The organism is Mycoplasmopsis caviae, assembly GCF_024498215.1.
GTDB lineage: Bacteria > Bacillota_I > Bacilli_A > Mycoplasmatales > Metamycoplasmataceae > Mycoplasmopsis > Mycoplasmopsis caviae.
Map to the genome: position 1 here is coordinate 134,244 of NZ_CP101806.1, position 18,629 is coordinate 152,872.

Genomic DNA, 18,629 nt, shown 5'->3' on the forward strand with positions numbered 1-18,629 from the left:
GTATAAAAAAGGCATTTTTAACCTGTAATTGTGCAAAAACAACCATTAATTTTAATTTTTAGTACTAATCACAAAATTTATGATTTTAATTTAAATATACATAATGAATATTTTCTAAAATATCTGTTTCCGACTTTCGGAGTTATAAATTAAAAAATTACCAATATGCCTATAAAATAGACATATCGGTAAAATTTTGCAATAAATTTTAATAACACTTTTTAGACTTTTAAATTATTAATTATGTTTAATATTCTTGTATATAGTTCATCTGTTGATGCCTCTATTTTCTCCCTACATAAGATTGTTTCATTTGCATACTTAATACATTCTTTTGCGTTATTTAAACATTCGATGATTTTTTGACATGACGCAGTCTCAATTAGTCCATACTGATTAATGTTTTCTTGGTAAAGAAGTTTCTTAATAAATGTAGCAATAAATAGTGCTATATAAGACAACACAAAGTGTCCTCTAATGTGATTATCAGTGTAAACATAAATAGGTCTTACTTTTAGAGTACTTTTTAGAATTCTAAAATTATCTTCAATTAAATATTGTTGTTTGTATGTTTCCACAATATTGTCTATTGGCATATCAATTAATGTTGTTTCATAAACATACAAACCATCATATTTCTCATCTTCCAAAATTTTTTCATAATCAAGTTTGTAAATGTGTTCAACTTTATTATCTCTAATTTTATCTGCAATAATTTTTTGTTCATTATTTGCATTATCTTCAATGGCGACCTTTTCGAAATATCTGTATTTTTTATATTTGTTATTTAATTCATCTTCTGTTACAAAGTCTCGACCCTTTGCTTGTTTCTTGAAATTGTCAATTAATTTTTCTCTATCTTTTCTATCTTTTTTGCTCTTTTTCACTATAAGTAATTACTCTTTTCTTCATTTTTTATTTCCGTTTTTGTCTAAATTATCAGATTGAAATTTGTATTCCTTATATCAAATCCCGTCATAAGTTTTTGTCATATCTTCCTTATTTATAGCAAAATCCTTAAATTCATTTGTTGATGATTTTAGTCTATATGACATAATAAAATTGATGTTATGGCTTTCAAGAAAAGACAAATTTTCTTTTGTTGACATACCCCTGTCTGCAACTATTGTTACATTAGATAAATCTTTAACTCTAGACAGGTCATTTATATATGGTTTAAGTGTTTTTGAATCAATAGTATTGCCTGGAAAAAGGTTATAACTAAAAGGTACACCATAACTATCTGTTGCCATCGAAAACACCACTTGATCTTCATTTACCTTGTTTTCTTTTGAATATCCTTTCATTCTTAATCCATCTTTTTCGAAAGTTTCAAAGTATACTGTTGTTGAATCGTAGAACATTAGTTTTTCATTTCTTGTAATGAATTTACGACAATTTTTATTTAGTGTTTTAATGATTGAATCTTTATTAGTACAAAGTACATCTAATAGACTATAAAAGGTATCAATTTTAGTGGTTACATCATTTGTATATTCATCCTTGTTTTCAAATGAGTGCTTTATACTATAATTATCTCTTAACATTTTTGAGGCAACTTGATAGTTAAAAACAGCCTCTAAATTTTTGTGTTTAGAACCTGAAATAGCATCAAAAACTTCTAACTTTTTTAGCAATGTGTAAATAACTTCTGAGCCTGTGTTTTGCTCAGTATTTTTAATATTTTTTAACTTATTTAGGAGAAAGGTTTTAATGTCATTTTTATCTTTGAATGTATTCTCTAAAAGTGCTCTTTTAAATATTTCTTTGTAGTCTTTTCTAATTTTTGAGAGTTCATTTACATTGCCAAGGCTTACTATCCTATCAGCACCTTTGTTATATCCTTTAGGTCTTATAACATAGCAATATTTTTGTTTTCCATTAGAACAATCAGTTATAACCAAATCTTTTTTCATAATAATATTATATCATAAATGCTATTAAATGATATTAAAAAAATAAAAAAATTTTTTAAAAAAAGTGCAAAAAACACTTAAAAATTTGTATTTTTCACACTTTTTTAGTAAAAATAGTACTTTTTTAATGGTCCCAACTCCGAAACTCGGGTAGTACTAATCACAAAATTTATGATTTTAATTTAAATATACATAATGAATATTTTCTAAAATATCTGTTTCATAGTCATTTTAGGAAATAGTGTTTTATTTAATGATTAAAAAACATAAGGTCTAAGTCCTCGTGTTATGTAAAAACTTGTTTTCTTATCCTTGTTTAATTTTGTCTGAATTAATATCTAATAATTTAAATCCATTATCAAACACATTTTTAATTGACTCTAGGATTGGGTAAAAATTTTTATAATTTCTTTTGACTTTATCTTTAAAATTTTTGTTTACCAAAATACACAAATCCTTTAAATATTTTGTCAAATAAAAAGGGTTTACTTTGCTGATAACTTTTCTTAAAACATAAGGAAAATAATCAAGTCTTAAAATAAGATGGCTAAGGTTACTATTTAGGCTCATTTTGTTACTATAACACTTATTATTTTTAGAACCATCTAAAAGCTTGCAAACTTTGTTATATGTTTTTGAAATGAAGTTAAAAGAATGACAAAGTTTGTTATTTTCAAGGTTTATTTTATCAATTGAAATTTGCTGTTCAGCTCGCTTTTCAAGAAAGAAAAATTTTAACTCATCTATGCTAATATTTTTGACCAATTCATCTATAAAAATGTTGTTTTGGTTAAATTTACTAATAGACTTTAGACACTGATTTTCTTTAAGTTGTATCTTTTCACAAAAAGCAAGATCTACACGATCTTCTGATACATTAAGAAATCTTAGAACTGATAATAGTGCATTTGAATATTGAATATGATCACTATCCAAAATATCGATAATTTTATCCGCCCTCTTAAGTTTTTCAAGATGATAAATTATATCTAAAAGCAAGTATGAATTTCTTCCGCTTTTGTGTACCAAAATTCTATCTTTTGAATCTTCTTCATTTGTGTTTAAAAATAAGTTTGAATCATTGTCATAAATTAATGGAGATAAAATTTCAAGTGTATGTTCTACCTTTTTTCTAACTAAAATGTTTTTAAAATCACTAACAATATCAAAGAGAATTCCAAAGTTATTAAGTTGATTTCTTGCTTGTATTACAAAATATTCGACTATTGAACTATTAAATTTATTTAATTTTTCATTTTCATCTAAATTAATAAAAAAGTTATCATTTTGACTCTTAATTCATTTCGCAGCCTCTAAAAACTCATCGCTTTCACACACTTTGTCTTGCTGTGTTTTATCATTAAATAAATTTAAATATTTTTCATGAACAATTTTACTAATCTCATTAATTTTTTTATAGCCTTCATAAACTAAATATTCTCTTGTTACTTGATAACCTAAAAATTCACATACCTTAGCAAGACATTCGCCAACAAGAGCATTTCTTAAATTATGAACTGTTAGTGAATTAAGTGGCAAGGCTGAGGCATATTCAATATTAATTTTTAGTCCATTGTTTTTTACTCAACCATATTTTGCACCGCTTTTAATAATTTCATTAACCACAGAAACAAATTCTTTTTCATTAAGAATAATATTTATAAGTCCATAACGGCCCAATAAAACATCCTTAACCATTGAACTCTTAATTAGTTTTGCTTTAATTTCTTCTGCTAACTGAACATAAGGTAGCGGGCTAAATTTTTTAAGTTTAAAAACTATATCACTTTCAATATGGTTAATAACATTTGAATTTTCAAGTTTTTCTTTTCGAGAAACCATAAGTGAAAATTTGTGCTCACCATTTGCAAATTCAAAAGAACTGAAAACTTTATTTTCAGTTTTTAATTCACTAATAATATTTTTAATTAATTTGTTCAGTTTATGAACGATAAGCATATTACTCCCAAGGTATATTTAAACTTATGTATTAAATATTTTAACTTATTTATTATAATTTAACAAATGTTAAAAATATATGTTTGTGGTCCAACAGTTTACAACGATTTACATATTGGTAATATGGTACCAATATTAACTTTTGATCTTATGCTTAAAGCATATAGATCGCTAGGAAAAGAATTTAAATTTATTCACAATATTACAGATATCGATGACAAAATTATTAATAGGGCTGCTCAACTTAATATTAGTGAGCAAGAACTAAGTCAAAGATATACTGATGCGTATTTAGAATTATTAGAGTGCTTTGGTGTTGATACAATTAGCAAAATTGAAAAAGTAACTAGCAACATTAATGAAATAGTTGATTATGTTAAGCAACAAGTTAAAGAAAAAAATGCGTACATTGATACTGAAGGAAACGTTTGATTCGATGTTAAAAAATTTCAAGGCCACTATGGTTGTGTTTCAAATTTAAAACTTGATAAAATGCAATTCGAGGAGCAAAATCAAGACAAGAAATTTGAGGCTGACTTTGCACTATGAAAGAAAACAAAAGTTGGTGTTACTTTTAAAACAGGAGACCAAAATATAGCAATTGGTCGACCTGGCTGACACACAGAGTGTGCAGTTTTGGTACAAAAGCACTTTGGAAAAGATGGCTTAGACATTCATGGTGGCGGAATGGATTTAACATTTCCGCACCATGAAAATGAAAATATTCAACACTTTGCTCTTTATGGTAGAGACATTACTAAAAATTGAATTCGATGTGGGCAAATTAATTTTGAGGGTGAAAAAATGTCTAAGTCGCTTGGTAATGTAATTTTAGCTAAAGACTTTATTAAGCAATATGATCCTTTTATCTTAAAACTTATTATTTTAAATTCAAAAATTTCTGCACCAATTAATGTTACAAGTGAATTTATTGAAAATATGCAGACTATTGAAAAAAAATATAAGAAAGTAATTTTTAGCTTCTTTACAAATTTTGGTACTAATGTCTTTGTTAATCAAAAACCACCACTTATGAGATCAAATGCTAAATTTATTAAAATTATTAATTCATTAAAAGAAGGAAATTTTTCTGACTTTAACTTTCATTTAAATGAACAAATCAAAGAATATAATAAGTCCAAAAATCTTGAAACTGCTAAAGTTATTTTTAGCATACTTGAAGTTATCCACCCTTTATTAACAAAAGTAAGCAATTATGAAAATGAATTGGAACTTTTTACCAAATGAACTGTTTTAAAGGAAAAAAAGGATTATATAGAGGCTGATAAAATAAGGGAAAAATTAATGAAAAGTGGCCTTTATTAACATTTTTTAAATTATTACTTTTTAGGAAAAAACGAGGTACTAAATATGGAAAAATTATATTTGTGTGGGAGAAATTCAGTTGAGGATGCACTTAGGGCCAAGTTACCTATTGAAACTGTGTTTGTCAATTCAATTCAACTTGCACAAAAATTTAAACAAATTACCAAGGCAAATGTTGTAATTAAAGATAAAAATTTCTTTGCACAATATCACAATTATAATCATCAAGGAATTGTTGCAACCCTAAAAGATTTTCCAATTTATGAACTCGAATCAATTAAAAAAGACAGTGCTGAAGTTGTACTAGTTTTAGATCACATTCAAGACCCGCATAATTTGGGCGCAATAATGCGAAGTGCTAATGCATGTGGAATTAAACATCTAATTATTAGTAAAGAACGCTCTGCTAATATTACTTCAAGCGTTCTCAAAGTTAGTTCTGGTGGCTTTGTTAATATGAAAGTTATTAAGGTTAATAGTATTAGTGCTAGTTTAACTAAACTTAAGAAATGAGGGTATTGAATATATGTTTCTGCACTTGACCAGAATGCTCAAAGTGTTAGCAAACTTAGTTTTAATAAACCATGTGTTTTAGTTGTAGGTAACGAGGGTGATGGTGTAAGTAAGTCAACATTAGGAGAAGCTGATCAAGTTGTTTATATACCACAAAAAGGAAGTGTTCAATCTTTAAATGTTTCAGTTGCTACTGGTATTTTGTTGTATGAAATAACAAAGGACTAAAATGAAATATTTAAATAAATTTTATGATCTAAGTCAAACTACTTCTCAAGAGTTTGATGATTTCTTATCAAGTTTAAAAGATAACCAGTTAATTATGGTGCTTAATCATTTTTATAAGAGTGAATTTATTAAAAATATTAAATCTACCTTAGTAAAATTTCCTTATATTCCACTCGAGGCAGAAGACATATATGTTGAATTTTTGCAACTATATTTAAGTGAGGTAAAGAAATATAAATCATATGAAAAGAACGTAAAGTTTCTAAATTATTTTTTAAATATTTGCAAATTCTTCACATTAAATAAAATAAGATATTGACTAAGAAAGAAAAGAATTCACAACTCTCTTATGCTTTCAACAGACGAACTCATTTATGTTTTAGATGAAGATTCAGGAAACAAAATGAATGAAAATATAGAAAGCATTGATGTTGAAAATTTTTATAAATCATTAAGTCAAAAGGACAAAGGAATTATTGAATACTTAAAAGTTCAAGAAGGTAAAAAAATAAAGTTATTAACACCAAGAAAGCTTGAACAATTTAGAGTAAACTTTTTGGAAAAATTCAATAATTACTTTACTTTTGCAAAGTAACACACGAGATAAAAAAGCATCACTTATATTTAGTAAGTTTGCTTTTTTAATAGTTTTTTCATATATTTTGGCCACTTTTTTGTCTTTGTTTAACTAAAATTAATGTTCATTTTTGAACTAAAAAATGGATAAAAAAAGCAAATTTTTAGACTTATTAAGGGTGCAAAAATAAAGTTGTTTTTTTAAAATTATTCTTTATAATTTACAATATGCAAAAGAGAAAAGTGACACTTTCTTGTGAAAGTTGCCAAAAACTTAATTATTCAACGAATAAAAGTCTAAGCAACCCAAAAAGAATAGAAATTAAAAAGTTTTGTCCAAATTGTAGATTGCACACAACACATAAAGAGGAAAAATAATGAAGAAGGATAAAGAAACAAAGGTCAAAAAACCTAGAAAATATCTATTTAGACGTTTTGTTAAAGAAATGAAGAGAGTAAGATGACCTTCTAGTCGTAAAAACTGAGTTTCTTTTGTTCAAATAGTTATTTTTGCATTTATATTTACATTGTGTGCTGTTTTACTTGGAGTTCTTTTCTCACTTATTCTTACAAAAGCAGGCGTTAAATAATTGGAGGATATAATGGATTCAAACTTTCAATGATATATGATTAGTACAGTTTCAGGCAAGGAAGACAAAGTTGTTGAAGCACTAAAAAACAGAATTATTAGTGAACAGGTTGAAGATTGTTTCAATCATAAAGCTACTGAAGATGGTGCGTTTAAAATCTTTAAGAAACCTGTGCTTACACCAAAAGAACTTGAAAAACAAAGAAATGGTGAAGAATACAAAATTAAATATATTAATATGTATTCAGGTTACATTTTTATTAATATGGATATGACTGATAGGGCCTGATTTATTGTGCGTAACACTCAATATGTAACTGGTCTAATTGGTTCATCAGGTAGAGGTGCTAAACCAACACCAGTTTCACAGCACCAAATGGATAAAAGTTTTAAAAAAGAACTTAAATTACAACAAGATTTTGAAAAAGGAATTGTCAATACACAATTCCAAATTGGTGAAATAGTTGAGGTTGTTGATGGACCATTTAAAGGCGAACAAGGTAGAGTTTTAGAGTGTTCAGAATCAAATAAAAGAGTAACTGTTGAAATAGAATATTTAGGTAAGAAAACTCCTGCAGATTTTGATTATAGAGAAATTAAAAGTCAAGAACATGAATAATAAAAATGAACTGGTGAAAACTGGTTCATTTTTTACCAAAAAAGTTGTTTTATAGGTTTTTTGGGCACTGCTGTAAGATTTAAATTTTTACTGAATTTAACAACTTAGTAAGATTTTAATAATTGATATAATTTCATTAATGAGCATCAGCAAATTAATTAAGGAATCGTTTATATGAAAAAATTAGTTAAAATTTTTAAGGATTTTAAGGCAGAATCATCCACTAGTAAATTAAAAAAACAAAAATCATTAACTAAAATAAATCTTAATAAGTATTATCAAACTTTTGTACCATTTCCAAACAATAAAGATGCAAGGTATAAAATGATTGATTTGTTTGCTGGAATTGGTGGGATTAGACTTGGTTTTTATAAAACAGAAGCTGTTAATGTTGTATTTAGCAGTGAAATTGACAAGTTTGCTATTAAAACATACAAAGCTAATTTTGGTGAAATCCCTTATGGTGATATAACAAAAATTGATGCTAAATCTATACCTGATCATGATATTTTAGTTGGTGGTTTTCCGTGCCAAGCTTTTAGCCAAGCAGGCAAGAGACTTGGCTTTGATGATACGCGCGGGACATTATTTTTTGAAATCGCTAGAATAATCAGTGAGAAAAGACCAAAGACCTTTTTACTTGAAAATGTAAGAAATCTTAAAACACATAATAAGGGTAAAACATTCAAAACAATTATCTCGACCTTGCAAAAATTAAATTATTGTATTTACACTACTACTTTTAAAGCAAAGGATTTTGGTATTCCCCAAAATAGAGAGCGCATTTATATCGTTGGTTTTGATACGAATACAGTTTCGAATTACAATGATTTTACATTTCCAACGCCTGATTACTCTAAAACTTGTGTTGGCGATATTCTTGAAAATACTGTTGATGATAAGTATACAATTTCAAATGCATTATGACAAGGTCATCAAAAAAGAAAATTAGCACACATAGAAAAAGGCAATGGATTTGGATACAGTTTATTCAACAAAGACAGTGCTTATACAAACACAATTTCAGCAAGATACTATAAAGATGGAAGTGAAATTTTAATTGAGCAAGAGAACAAAAATCCAAGAAAAATAACCCCTCGTGAGGCCGCAAGACTCCAAGGATTTCCAGAGAATTTTATTATTCCTGTTAGTGATACACAAAGTTATAAGCAATTTGGCAATTCGGTTGCTGTTCCAGTAATTTATGCAATTGCTAAGGAAATAATTAAAATATTGGATATTAATTTAAAATAATAGTAAATCTTATTAGAAGAAGGAAAATAAAATGAATAGTAAAACAAGAATTGAAAAAGATGAAAATGGCGTTCCAGTTGGACAACTAATTAAAGAAAAGCGTTTAAGACTTCAAATGACTCAAATGCAATTAGCTGATGCACTCGGTATGTCGAAATATGGTTGCCGTTCAATAAGAGGTTGAGAAAAAGGTGAAAATATACCATCCTTAGTATCCTTAAACCGAATTTTAAACATTCCTGAAAATATACCTTTCCCAAACATAGAAAATGCGAGATATAAACTAGTCGATTTGTTTGCTGGCATTGGCGGAAACAGACTTGGTTTTTATAAGACAGAAGCTATTAATGTTGTATTTAGCAGTGAAATTGACAAGTTTGTTGCTAAAACATACAAAGCTAATTTTGGTGAAACTCCTTATGGTGATATAACAAAAATTGATACTAAATCTATACCTGACCATGATATTTTAGTTGGGGACTTTTCTATCCATGACTTTAAAGAAATTAGAAAAAAGATAAATATTAATCGTTTTACAGGGACATTATTTTATGATATTGCAAAAATTATAAAAGAAAAAAAACCTAAGGTTTTCTTACTTGAAAGCGACAAAAAACTAGAAGATCATAAAAGAGATATAATAGTTTGAGCAATTGAAACACTATTTAAAGAATTTAATTATTGTGTTTACTCTTCAGTTTTTAATGCAAAAGATTTTGGAATTCCGCAAAATCGAGAACGTATTTATATTGTTGGTTTTGATATGAATTCAGTTCTAAATTACAATGATTTTACATTCCCAACGCCAGATTACTCTAAAACTTGTGTTAGTGAAATCCTTGAGTCAAAAGTTAGCGAAAAATATACACTTTCGAATAAGTTATGACAAAATTATCAAAATGAAAAAACCAATATTAATAATTGCTTATTCAATAAAAACAGCGAATACACAAATACTATTAACGCTTGATATCGCAAGAATTATGCTGATATTTTAATTGAGCAAGAGAACAAAAACCCAAGAAAAATAACCCCTCGTGAGGCTGCAAGACTCCAAGGTTTTCCAGATAACTTTATCATTCCTGTTAGTGATACACAAAGTTATAAGCAATTTGGCGACTCAACTGCTGTGCCAGTAATTTATGCAATTGCTAAGAAAATTATTGAATTATTAGACAAAAACACAAAATAAGGTTTAAAAATTAGTTCTTATTTTGCGTTAGCACTTGTAAGTTCTTAAAATGGCTGTTTTATAGGTCTTTAGTGAAAATTAAAAAGCCCAATTTAGGCTTTTAAATTTTTACATTTTAGAAATTTTTACTCATGGTAGCGGTCAAGTTTTAGGAACCTTAATCTTATCAAAAACAACAACATATGACAACCCACCAGCGAGATTATCATATTCAGCAGCTTCAAATGAAAGGCTAGTAAGTTCATTAACTGAATAAAGATCTAATAATTCTTGTTTAAAATTTTCGCCTTTTAGTAATACAAATTTTCTATTGTCTTTTAATAAATGCATTGATGATAAGCAAATTACTTTTATGCTTGCAAAAGCTCTTGCAGTTATGATGTCAAAATAGTTTTTATAGTTCAAAACACTTTCAACTCTATTATTAATTATATTAACATTCAAGTTAAATCTTTCCTTAACTTTATTAAGAAAATCACATCTTTTTTCTTGTGCCTCAATGATTGTCAATTCAAAACTATTGTCTAGTGCAATCAACAAAGGAATTGATGGAAAACCAGCACCAGATCCTATGTCAAGTATTTTCTTTCCTTCTAATCTATCATCAAATTGCATCACATAATTTTCAAAAGCTAAAATTGAATCTAAAATACCTTGTTCATAAATATCTTTTAGCGTTTTAAAGCCTGTAATGTTCATTACCTTGTTTTGATCATAGATCATTTGAGCATATTCTTTTAATTCTTTAATTTTTAAATCATATTTTTTTAGTAAATCTTTTTTTGTAATTTCTCTATATGCCATTATTTATTTGAAGCGATTTCCTTTGCAAATTGTTGGTATAAACCTGAAATAGATTTGCCTGAAATCGATGATTCAATAACATTAGCTAAGAAAATATCTAAACTTACAACCTCAAGTTTTTTAAATTTACCATCTCTTAATTCAGCATTTTCAATTGAGTCAGTAATGATAACTTTATAAACATTAGGATTGTTTTCAAAAACTTCAAAACCTTTTGTAAAAATACCATGAGTAGCAGCCACTATAATCTTCTTAGCCCCGTGTGCCTTGAGTGTATCTACTGCCTTTAATATTGTTCCACCAGTATCAATAATGTCATCAATAATAACTGCATTATGACCTTTAATATCCCCAATAAGTCCTAAAACTTCAGTTTGGTTTGTGCCAATACGACGCTTGTCAATAATACAGATTTTTACGTCATTAGAAATTAATTCAGCTAGTTTTCTAGCTCTAATTGTTCCACCATGGTCAGGTGAAACAACTGTAAATGATTCATGAGTGTCTCTTATAGCTCTTGCTAAAGTATAAGCACCACGTAGATCATCAATAGGAATGTTAAAGAAACCTTGAATAGCTGGATTATGTAAGTCGACAGCAATAATTTTGTCAGCTCCTGCAGCTTGAATTAAGTCAGCTACTAATTTAGCTCCAATCGGTTGGCGGCCGCTTGCCTTACGATCTTGACGTGCATAACCATAGTAACTAAGTGCAACAGTTATACTCTTAGCACTAGCTCTCTTAAGTGAGTCAATAAATAAGAATAACTCCATTAAGTTTTCATTAACAGGTCTTGATGTTGAAGCAATAATAAAAACATCTTTTTCTCTAACTGTTTTATCACTTACCAACATTACTTCACCATCAGCAAATCTTGTTTTAGTAATTGATGTTAAAGGAACTTTAATAATTTTTGATATTTTTTCAGCTAAAATTTGACAATTTGGCATACCAAAAAGCATTACATTCTTTTTGTCCATTGAATAATTCTCCTTAAAGTTAATTTTTATATTATTAATTTTATCCCAAAATTTAACCAAATATAACCCATTGATAAATTAGAGTTTAGTTTTTCACTAAATTTTATTTTTAAAACAATAAAAGAAGTTTATTAACTAATATATTAAGTTCAGTGTTATGTTTTAGTCCAACATCTCTAAAATCCTTTAACATAAAAATTATTCTTATATAATAATAATCATGGAAAAAAATATGTTCAATTCACTTAGTGAAATTAAAAAAACCTATGACAATTTAGTTAAAAAACTTGATGAGCCAGATGTTATAAATAATATTAAAGAATATACAAAAATTAGCAAAGAAGTTAATAAAATTAAGGATATTGCTCAAACTTTTAATAAATATTTAAACCTACAAAATGACTACAATGATGCCAAGGAAATGATTAATTCTAAAAATGAGGAAGAAGTCTTGTTTGCCAAAAGTATTATTGAAGAAAACGAAGTTAAATTAAGCAATCTTGAAGAAGAATTAAAAATTTTAATTCTTCCAAAAGATGAAAATGATGACAAAAATGTCATCATTGAAATCCGTGGTGCAGCAGGTGGAGACGAAGCAAACATTTTTGCTGGAGATCTATTTAAAATGTACACAAAGTTTACAGAAGATTTAGACTTTAAAGTTAAAATTATTTCTTCTTCAGCTGCTAGTGTTGGTGGTTTTAGTCAAATTGTTTTTAGTGTTAAAGGCGATAAAGCATACTCTAAATTAAAATTTGAAAGTGGTGTACATAGAGTTCAAAGAGTTCCCGTAACTGAAAGTTCGGGTCGTATTCACACTTCAACAGCAACTGTTACAGTTATGCCAGAAATTGATGATAGTGTTGATATTGATATTAGGCCACAAGATTTACAAATTGATACATACCGCTCATCTGGAGCTGGTGGGCAATCAGTTAATACAACTGACTCAGCCGTGCGAATAACACACTTACCAACTGGAATTGTTGTTTCTTCTCAGGATGAAAGAAGTCAAATTGCTAATAGAGAAACTGCGCTAACAGTTCTTAAAAGTAAGCTTTATGATTTAGAAATTCAAAAGAAACAACAAGAAGAAGCGGGATATAGAAAACTCGCAGGTCATGGTGATCGAAGTGAAAAAATAAGAACATATAACTATCCTCAGGATAGGGTTACTGACCACAGAATTGGTTATTCAACAAGCTTAAAACAAGTAATGGAAGGAAAACTTCTTTCAATTATAGAAGCATTACTAACAGAAGAGCAAAATCAAAAAATTAAGGAAAGTGGCCTATAAAATGAATAGGGAAGAAGCTTTAATTTTAGAAAAAAAACGTTATGGTTTAGAGCCAAAAATAAGCGAACAAGAATATGAATTATTAAAGCAAAATTATCCTATCCAATTAATAATGGGATATGTAGAATATCTAAACACACGAATTAATTTAAGAAGAAAAGTTTTAATTCCTCGTTATGAAACTGAGGAATTAGTTGATATTTTTCTCAAAGAGTTTGCAAAAGAAAACCAAGAAATTTTAGATCTTTGTTGTGGTTCTGGTTTTATTGGTTTAGCTATTAAGAAAAACCTACCTTCGGCAAGGGTTAGTCTTGTTGATATCAGTGAAGAAGCAATCAAACAAACCATTGAGAATTCAATAGTAAATTTTGGTTTTAATCATGATTTAAAAATTTACCAAAGTGACCTTTTTACAACTGTTAAGGAAAAATTTGACATTATAATTTCAAATCCGCCTTATCTTGACATTAAAGACCAAAGTATTGATTTAGTTGCACTAGGTTTTGAACCAGAAAGCGCATTATTTGCACCACAAGAAGGTTGATATTTTTATGATAAAATCTTGAAACAATACAAGAATTATTTAAAGAAAAAAGGTTGGTTAATTCTAGAAATTAATCCACAACACATTGACAAGTGAAAACAAATTGAAGGAGCAATAATTAGAAAAGACATTAATGGTAAATATAGATTTGTATTTATTCAAAATGTTTAATTTAATTTATAATTAATATCATGGACAGAAATAAAATTAAAGATATTGTTGTTGCTAGATTAGAAAAAATTTCTAAGAAAAAAATAACACCAGAATCATCATTGGAAGAGTTAAAGATTGACTCACTTTCATTGGCTGAATTAATTTATGAAACAGAACTCGAATTTAAAATAAGAATTGAAGACGAAGCATTATTAAAAATAAAAACAGTAAACAATGTTATTGATACAATTTTAAATGCTAAGAAAAATTAATTATTGTGTATAATTAATTTTAGCTTATTTATAGGAGTATAGTTCAATGGTAGAACAACGGGCTTCAACCCCGTGTGTTGTGGGTTCGAGTCCTGCTACTCCTGCCATATCACTAATGACCAAGGCAACATTGTGTTGCTTTTTTTATACAAAAATGAAGCCGTTTTGGCTTCATTGCTAATTATTAACTACCATTAATTTGAATTTCAGTTGTTTCTTTTGTTCCCTTAATGCGGATAGAAACAGTGAGAACATTGTCCTTTCGCTTAGCTGAATAAATATAAATATTATTAACAATTTCTTTCTTAAATTCTTCATCAATAATAGAATTATGTATTACTATATATTCTTTAAATTTATCAAAGAATTCTTTCTCTCTAACAATTGTATTAATTGATCACTCATCTGTTTTATCTTTTACTAAATCAAATAATTCTTTTTGTTTGTCATTTTTTATACTAATGTATCCGCCTAATGAATACATATGTATTTCATTCATCTTTTTAATAATAGGATTAATTAAACCAAAGGCTTCTGATTTTAATTGCTGTGCATCAAAGTTTACTATGTATGGTGCTCAGAAACCTAGAACTTCTCTCATTTTTGTATCAATAATATATGAAATTAAGTATTCTCTTTGTCATCTTTGAGGTTTAAATAAAAATCTTTTTCCTTTATCAGTTGTCTTATTATAATCAACCTCAATTATATTGTTAATTGAAACATCATCTAATGCTTCATCTAGAATTCTGCCATCTTTGAGTTTTAGCACACCATTTGTTCGTAATTCTTCATTAAATTTTTGAAGATGTCTATTGCTTGTGAATTTAATTAAATCTAGTATTTTGCTATTAAAGGCAGAACTATTAACATTAACCTTAACTATTTCACTGAAATTTCTTAGTGAAATTTCCACTTTTGATGTCTCTTCATTGTAGTAGAAACCCTCAATTATGTTAGTTCAAAAATTATTATAGTTTTTAACTATTAATATTTTTTTCAAATATGTTTCTATAAATGAGACAGCTTTTTTATGCATTGAACCCTTAAACCCACCATTAGACACTAATAAATTGTAGAATTCAAGTTTATCTTTGTTTGTTGATAATGCTTCATTGTAGCCAAATTTTGTAACTAAATCTATGAGTTTTTGTTCATTATCTTTTGAAACTTCAATTTGAGCATCCTTCAATTGATTACTTATATTAGCAGATTCGCTAATATGTTTCTTTATTATTTCTGAATCATGATGATAATTAAATTCAAATTCATTTACAACCAATCATTCTTTGGTTTCGATCAAATACATTTCAGCTTGCAATTTAACTTTTGATTGGTATGAATCAATGTTAGTAAACTCTTTAATTGTGTATTTGAATAATGCTTGATCTCTTTCAATTGTATTAGTGTTTATTGCTTGGTATGCTTGATTCTCGTATGCTTTTATAAAGCTAATAAATTGAGAACTTAACTTACCATTTAAATAATCGTTAATGTTATTGACCATCACAATATCATTTTTACTAAACTTATCTGTTTCAAATGAAATGAAATCATCAAGTTTAAAATCTCTAATTTGTTTAGTTGAATTTTTTGTTTCATCCTTAATAAGGTCGTAAATGTTGAAATTATTAATTATATTTGCTTCAAGGTTTGTCTTAAAATCATCTGTTTTAACATAATTTTTAATTTTTTCATCATTTGTAGGGTGAATGTATTTTTCATTGTTTTCAGTTTCTAATAATTCTTTATATGTTTGTTTAGCAAAATCTAAATCAAAACCATTAAATTCTGGTTTGTAATTATCATAACCATCAATAACTAAACTAATATTGATATTATTTTTTACCTGATTAATTCTAAAAACAACATTAGGAACCATTGATGAATAATCGCTTTCCTTTGCGAGTTCTGAATTAAGGGCATTAATATCTCAATTTTTAGCATAGTAATCATGCAATTTTGCTAATGCTTCTTTGTTTGAAAATTCAATTGGAAAATAATTAACTGTTGAATTAATTGATGAACCATTTTTTCAATTAACAATCAAATCAATTATACTACTATAAAAATCTTCATAATTGCTCTCTGGGTTGATTACTATGTTCATTGACTTGTTTAGCTGTTCAACTAATTCAATTAATGAATCAATTTCATTAAAACCATCATATTTTAGTGTTCTAACTTTACTGAAAACTTGTTGTAAGTTTCCATTATTATCGTATTTGTTATAGTTAATTGTTACATCTATTTCAAAGGAAGTCTTGTCCAAGCGATAGTTAACAATATTTAAATAAATGTTGCTTTCATTAACATCATTCCATGTTTTCTTTAATTCTTCAAGTGCTTTCTTTTTGCGTTCGACACCAAAAAAATCTAATTTTTGCATTGTTGAATTAGTATATTCATCAACTTCATTTTTAACTAAATAGTTTAAGACTTTAAAAGCGTGAAATTGTTTTAATCCATAAGGAAGATCAAAGTTATAACTATCAATTAATTTGTCAAGATGCTCTTTTTCATTATTTGAACTTTGTGCTAAGTCAATTTCTTTTTTAAATGATTTGTTTGAAATTAAACCTTTACCATCATAATTAGCATATAGTTTAAATTCTACTTCTGCTTTATTCCCATTAATTTTGTAACCAACCAAGACAAACTTAGTGTCTTGATATGCGTTAAATTCTTCAAGGTTTTCAAGTTTCTTGTAACTATTAAATGAAGTGGTAGATGTTAATGGATCAACTTTTGCTGCTTTTTCTAAAACCTCTTCAGTTATGCTGTTTACTTTTGTGTTTTTATCATCTGTCCCATATACCACATGCTCATTAGAATAAATTGCAAAATTTTGGTTTTTTTCATAAAAAGTTTTTGCAACATCAAAATTATCATCTAGAAACTCAACTAATTTTGTTGTATCACTTACTTCTTTCTTTGGTGCGATAACAAATACACCATTTGAAGATGTGTCAAGCTTAGTTTTTTTACTGTTAAAAACTGTTTTCTTAAAGCCATCAAGAATTGCAACTCTTTGAACAAAACTGTTATCGTCCTTTTTTATATATCTTCATTGAAAAATAACACTTGAATCTTTTTCAATTATGCTTATGCTTGTTTCATCATCATCTACTTTAGCATCATGTGTTCCAGAATGATTGTTGTTAAATTTTAATAAAGCTTCATTAAAATCTGCAACTGTGGAGTTTGCTATGTCCTTATATGAAAATGTTACTTCCTTTGATTTATTTGCAATATCCGCTTTTTCAGGATCACTACTATCAAAAGGTTTAAATCCAGAAACTTTATAATATCCATCAACAGAAATTCCATTTGATTTTTCAGTCATTTTATAAAAAACATAAATTTCGCTATTTACTTCATCAATGTATTTTTTTGTAAAGTTTAATGAATATAAATTACTATCATATCCTGATGCCACAAGATTATAAGAATTTTCATCAGCACAATCTAATTCATTTTTATTACTTTCAACACAATCTATGATAACTTTTTTTGACTCTTCAATCAAATTTGAAGTAGGATTATAGCTTGGAACATAATTGGCTGCTAATTGATCAGGTTTTTTGAATCCTACTATTTCATAGGTGTTTTTGTCACTTGTTAAATTTTTAGAATTCATAACCCTATATTGAATTTTTACAGACGTTTCAAAAGTTTCGATACTAAAATCAACAATTGAATATTTACTTTTATCAAGGTTATTAATTATCAAATTGCTTACATCTTTAATTTCATTTGATAATTTATTTTGCTTGTCTTGAACATCAAAAGAGACATTTTTAGCTATTTTATTTAAATCTTCTCTTGTTTCATCTGTTCTTGTTTTTCCACCACCACAACTACTAGAAGCAAATATCATTGGTAGCGTTCCAAATGATGATAATAAAGTCAATTTCTTCCTATTTTTCATAATTTCCCCCCCTTTAAATTAGAATTAAATTATCTATTCAAATTTATTTATTATGATATGGTAATTATACTTAAATTAAGCGAACGCTATTGCTTTGAGAATTATTTATGTTATGATTTTCATAATTTTTGATGTCTACTATTGTTTTTGATTATCATTTGGGGCAAAAATTTGACAACTAGAATTTTCTTAAAAGGATTTTTATAGGCTTTTTAGTCATTTTTATTCAGTTAATAGTGATTATCACATAAATTTAAATATACAAGAACCTGCGTTTTTTAATTAGAAATACAGATTATAAAAATGAGGTTTTGTTACTAGTGATACTTCATTTTTATAATTTGCAGGTAAAAAATATCTTGATTATGTTGTTAATAAGATTATATCAAAGAGCAAAAAAATGAAGATGATGCAAGATGAGGCAGCTTCTATCACAAATTCACAAACAACCTAAATAGTTTTGTATACTTGCAGAA

15 protein-coding genes, 1 tRNA gene and 1 pseudogene are annotated in these 18,629 nt (G+C 27.2%); 12 read left to right on the forward strand and 5 right to left on the reverse strand.

Features of this window, described 5'->3' with window-relative positions; genetic code table 4:
• Positions 1 to 221 precede the first annotated feature (221 nt).
• Together NPA07_RS05735 and argS are read right to left on the reverse strand one after the other, a co-directional pair.
• Positions 222 to 1,916: pseudogene (locus NPA07_RS05735) on the reverse strand (IS1634 family transposase).
• 306 nt (positions 1,917 to 2,222) lie between these two features.
• A complete protein-coding gene (gene argS, locus NPA07_RS00645; RefSeq protein WP_126118105.1) occupies positions 2,223 to 3,875 on the reverse strand; it encodes an arginine--tRNA ligase domain-containing protein in 1,653 nt (550 codons plus the stop codon).
• A 66-nt stretch (positions 3,876 to 3,941) separates the two neighbouring features.
• Between argS and NPA07_RS00650 the strand changes: the two genes are divergently transcribed.
• The 8 genes from NPA07_RS00650 to dcm all read left to right on the forward strand — a co-directional run bounded on the left by NPA07_RS00650 (position 3,942) and on the right by dcm (position 10,172).
• Positions 3,942 to 5,201 carry a class I tRNA ligase family protein gene (locus NPA07_RS00650; protein WP_126118104.1) on the forward strand — a complete coding sequence of 420 codons (1,260 nt, stop codon included), beginning with the start codon at positions 3,942 to 3,944 and terminating at the stop codon, positions 5,199 to 5,201.
• A gap of 45 nt (positions 5,202 to 5,246) precedes the next feature.
• The gene (rlmB, locus tag NPA07_RS00655) at positions 5,247 to 5,942 is read left to right on the forward strand and encodes a 23S rRNA (guanosine(2251)-2'-O)-methyltransferase RlmB (RefSeq protein ID WP_126118103.1); all 696 of its coding nucleotides are present in this window, start codon (positions 5,247 to 5,249) and stop codon (positions 5,940 to 5,942) included.
• Between the two features lies 1 nt (position 5,943).
• Positions 5,944 to 6,537 carry a hypothetical protein gene (locus NPA07_RS00660; protein WP_126118102.1) on the forward strand — a complete coding sequence of 198 codons (594 nt, stop codon included), beginning with the start codon at positions 5,944 to 5,946 and terminating at the stop codon, positions 6,535 to 6,537.
• A 209-nt stretch (positions 6,538 to 6,746) separates the two neighbouring features.
• Positions 6,747 to 6,896 (forward strand): 50S ribosomal protein L33, encoded by a 150-nt coding sequence (gene rpmG / locus NPA07_RS00665; RefSeq protein WP_126118101.1) that lies wholly within the window; start codon positions 6,747 to 6,749, stop codon positions 6,894 to 6,896.
• Entirely contained in the window at positions 6,896 to 7,108 is a 213-nt protein-coding gene (gene secE / locus NPA07_RS00670; protein WP_126118100.1) for a preprotein translocase subunit SecE, read from the forward strand. The genes rpmG and secE overlap by 1 nt, the downstream gene beginning before the upstream one ends.
• 12 nt (positions 7,109 to 7,120) lie before the next feature.
• Entirely contained in the window at positions 7,121 to 7,726 is a 606-nt protein-coding gene (nusG, locus tag NPA07_RS00675) for a transcription termination/antitermination protein NusG (RefSeq protein ID WP_126118099.1), read from the forward strand.
• 174 nt (positions 7,727 to 7,900) lie between these two features.
• Entirely contained in the window at positions 7,901 to 8,980 is a 1,080-nt protein-coding gene (locus NPA07_RS00680; protein ID WP_126118098.1) for a DNA cytosine methyltransferase, read from the forward strand.
• Positions 8,981 to 9,011: 31 nt separating this feature from the next.
• Positions 9,012 to 10,172, forward strand: a complete 1,161-nt coding sequence (gene dcm, locus NPA07_RS00685; RefSeq protein ID WP_235659533.1) for a DNA (cytosine-5-)-methyltransferase — start codon at positions 9,012 to 9,014, stop codon at positions 10,170 to 10,172.
• Between the two features lie 108 nt (positions 10,173 to 10,280).
• On the opposite strand, the gene rsmG is transcribed toward dcm, so the two are convergent.
• Together rsmG and NPA07_RS00695 are read right to left on the reverse strand one after the other, a co-directional pair.
• Positions 10,281 to 10,976, reverse strand: coding sequence for a 16S rRNA (guanine(527)-N(7))-methyltransferase RsmG (rsmG, locus tag NPA07_RS00690; RefSeq protein ID WP_126118097.1), 696 nt, complete (start codon positions 10,974 to 10,976; stop codon positions 10,281 to 10,283).
• Positions 10,976 to 11,956: a ribose-phosphate pyrophosphokinase gene (locus tag NPA07_RS00695; RefSeq protein WP_126118096.1), complete on the reverse strand. Its 981-nt coding sequence runs from the start codon at positions 11,954 to 11,956 to the stop codon at positions 10,976 to 10,978. The genes rsmG and NPA07_RS00695 overlap by 1 nt, the downstream gene beginning before the upstream one ends.
• A 220-nt stretch (positions 11,957 to 12,176) precedes the next feature.
• Between NPA07_RS00695 and prfA the strand changes: the two genes are divergently transcribed.
• The 4 genes from prfA (at position 12,177) to NPA07_RS00715 (ending at position 14,329) form a co-directional block, all read left to right on the forward strand.
• A complete protein-coding gene (gene prfA / locus NPA07_RS00700) occupies positions 12,177 to 13,253 on the forward strand; it encodes a peptide chain release factor 1 (RefSeq protein ID WP_126118095.1) in 1,077 nt (358 codons plus the stop codon).
• 1 nt (position 13,254) lies between these two features.
• Positions 13,255 to 13,968 (forward strand): peptide chain release factor N(5)-glutamine methyltransferase, encoded by a 714-nt coding sequence (gene prmC, locus NPA07_RS00705; RefSeq protein WP_126118094.1) that lies wholly within the window; start codon positions 13,255 to 13,257, stop codon positions 13,966 to 13,968.
• Positions 13,969 to 13,988: 20 nt separating this feature from the next.
• Entirely contained in the window at positions 13,989 to 14,222 is a 234-nt protein-coding gene (locus tag NPA07_RS00710) for an acyl carrier protein (protein WP_126118093.1), read from the forward strand.
• A gap of 32 nt (positions 14,223 to 14,254) precedes the next feature.
• Positions 14,255 to 14,329: transfer RNA gene (locus NPA07_RS00715), tRNA-Trp, on the forward strand.
• Between the two features lie 77 nt (positions 14,330 to 14,406).
• On the opposite strand, the gene NPA07_RS00720 is transcribed toward NPA07_RS00715, so the two are convergent.
• Positions 14,407 to 18,153 (reverse strand): hypothetical protein, encoded by a 3,747-nt coding sequence (locus NPA07_RS00720; RefSeq protein WP_126118092.1) that lies wholly within the window; start codon positions 18,151 to 18,153, stop codon positions 14,407 to 14,409.
• Between the last annotated feature and the right edge of the window lie 476 nt (positions 18,154 to 18,629).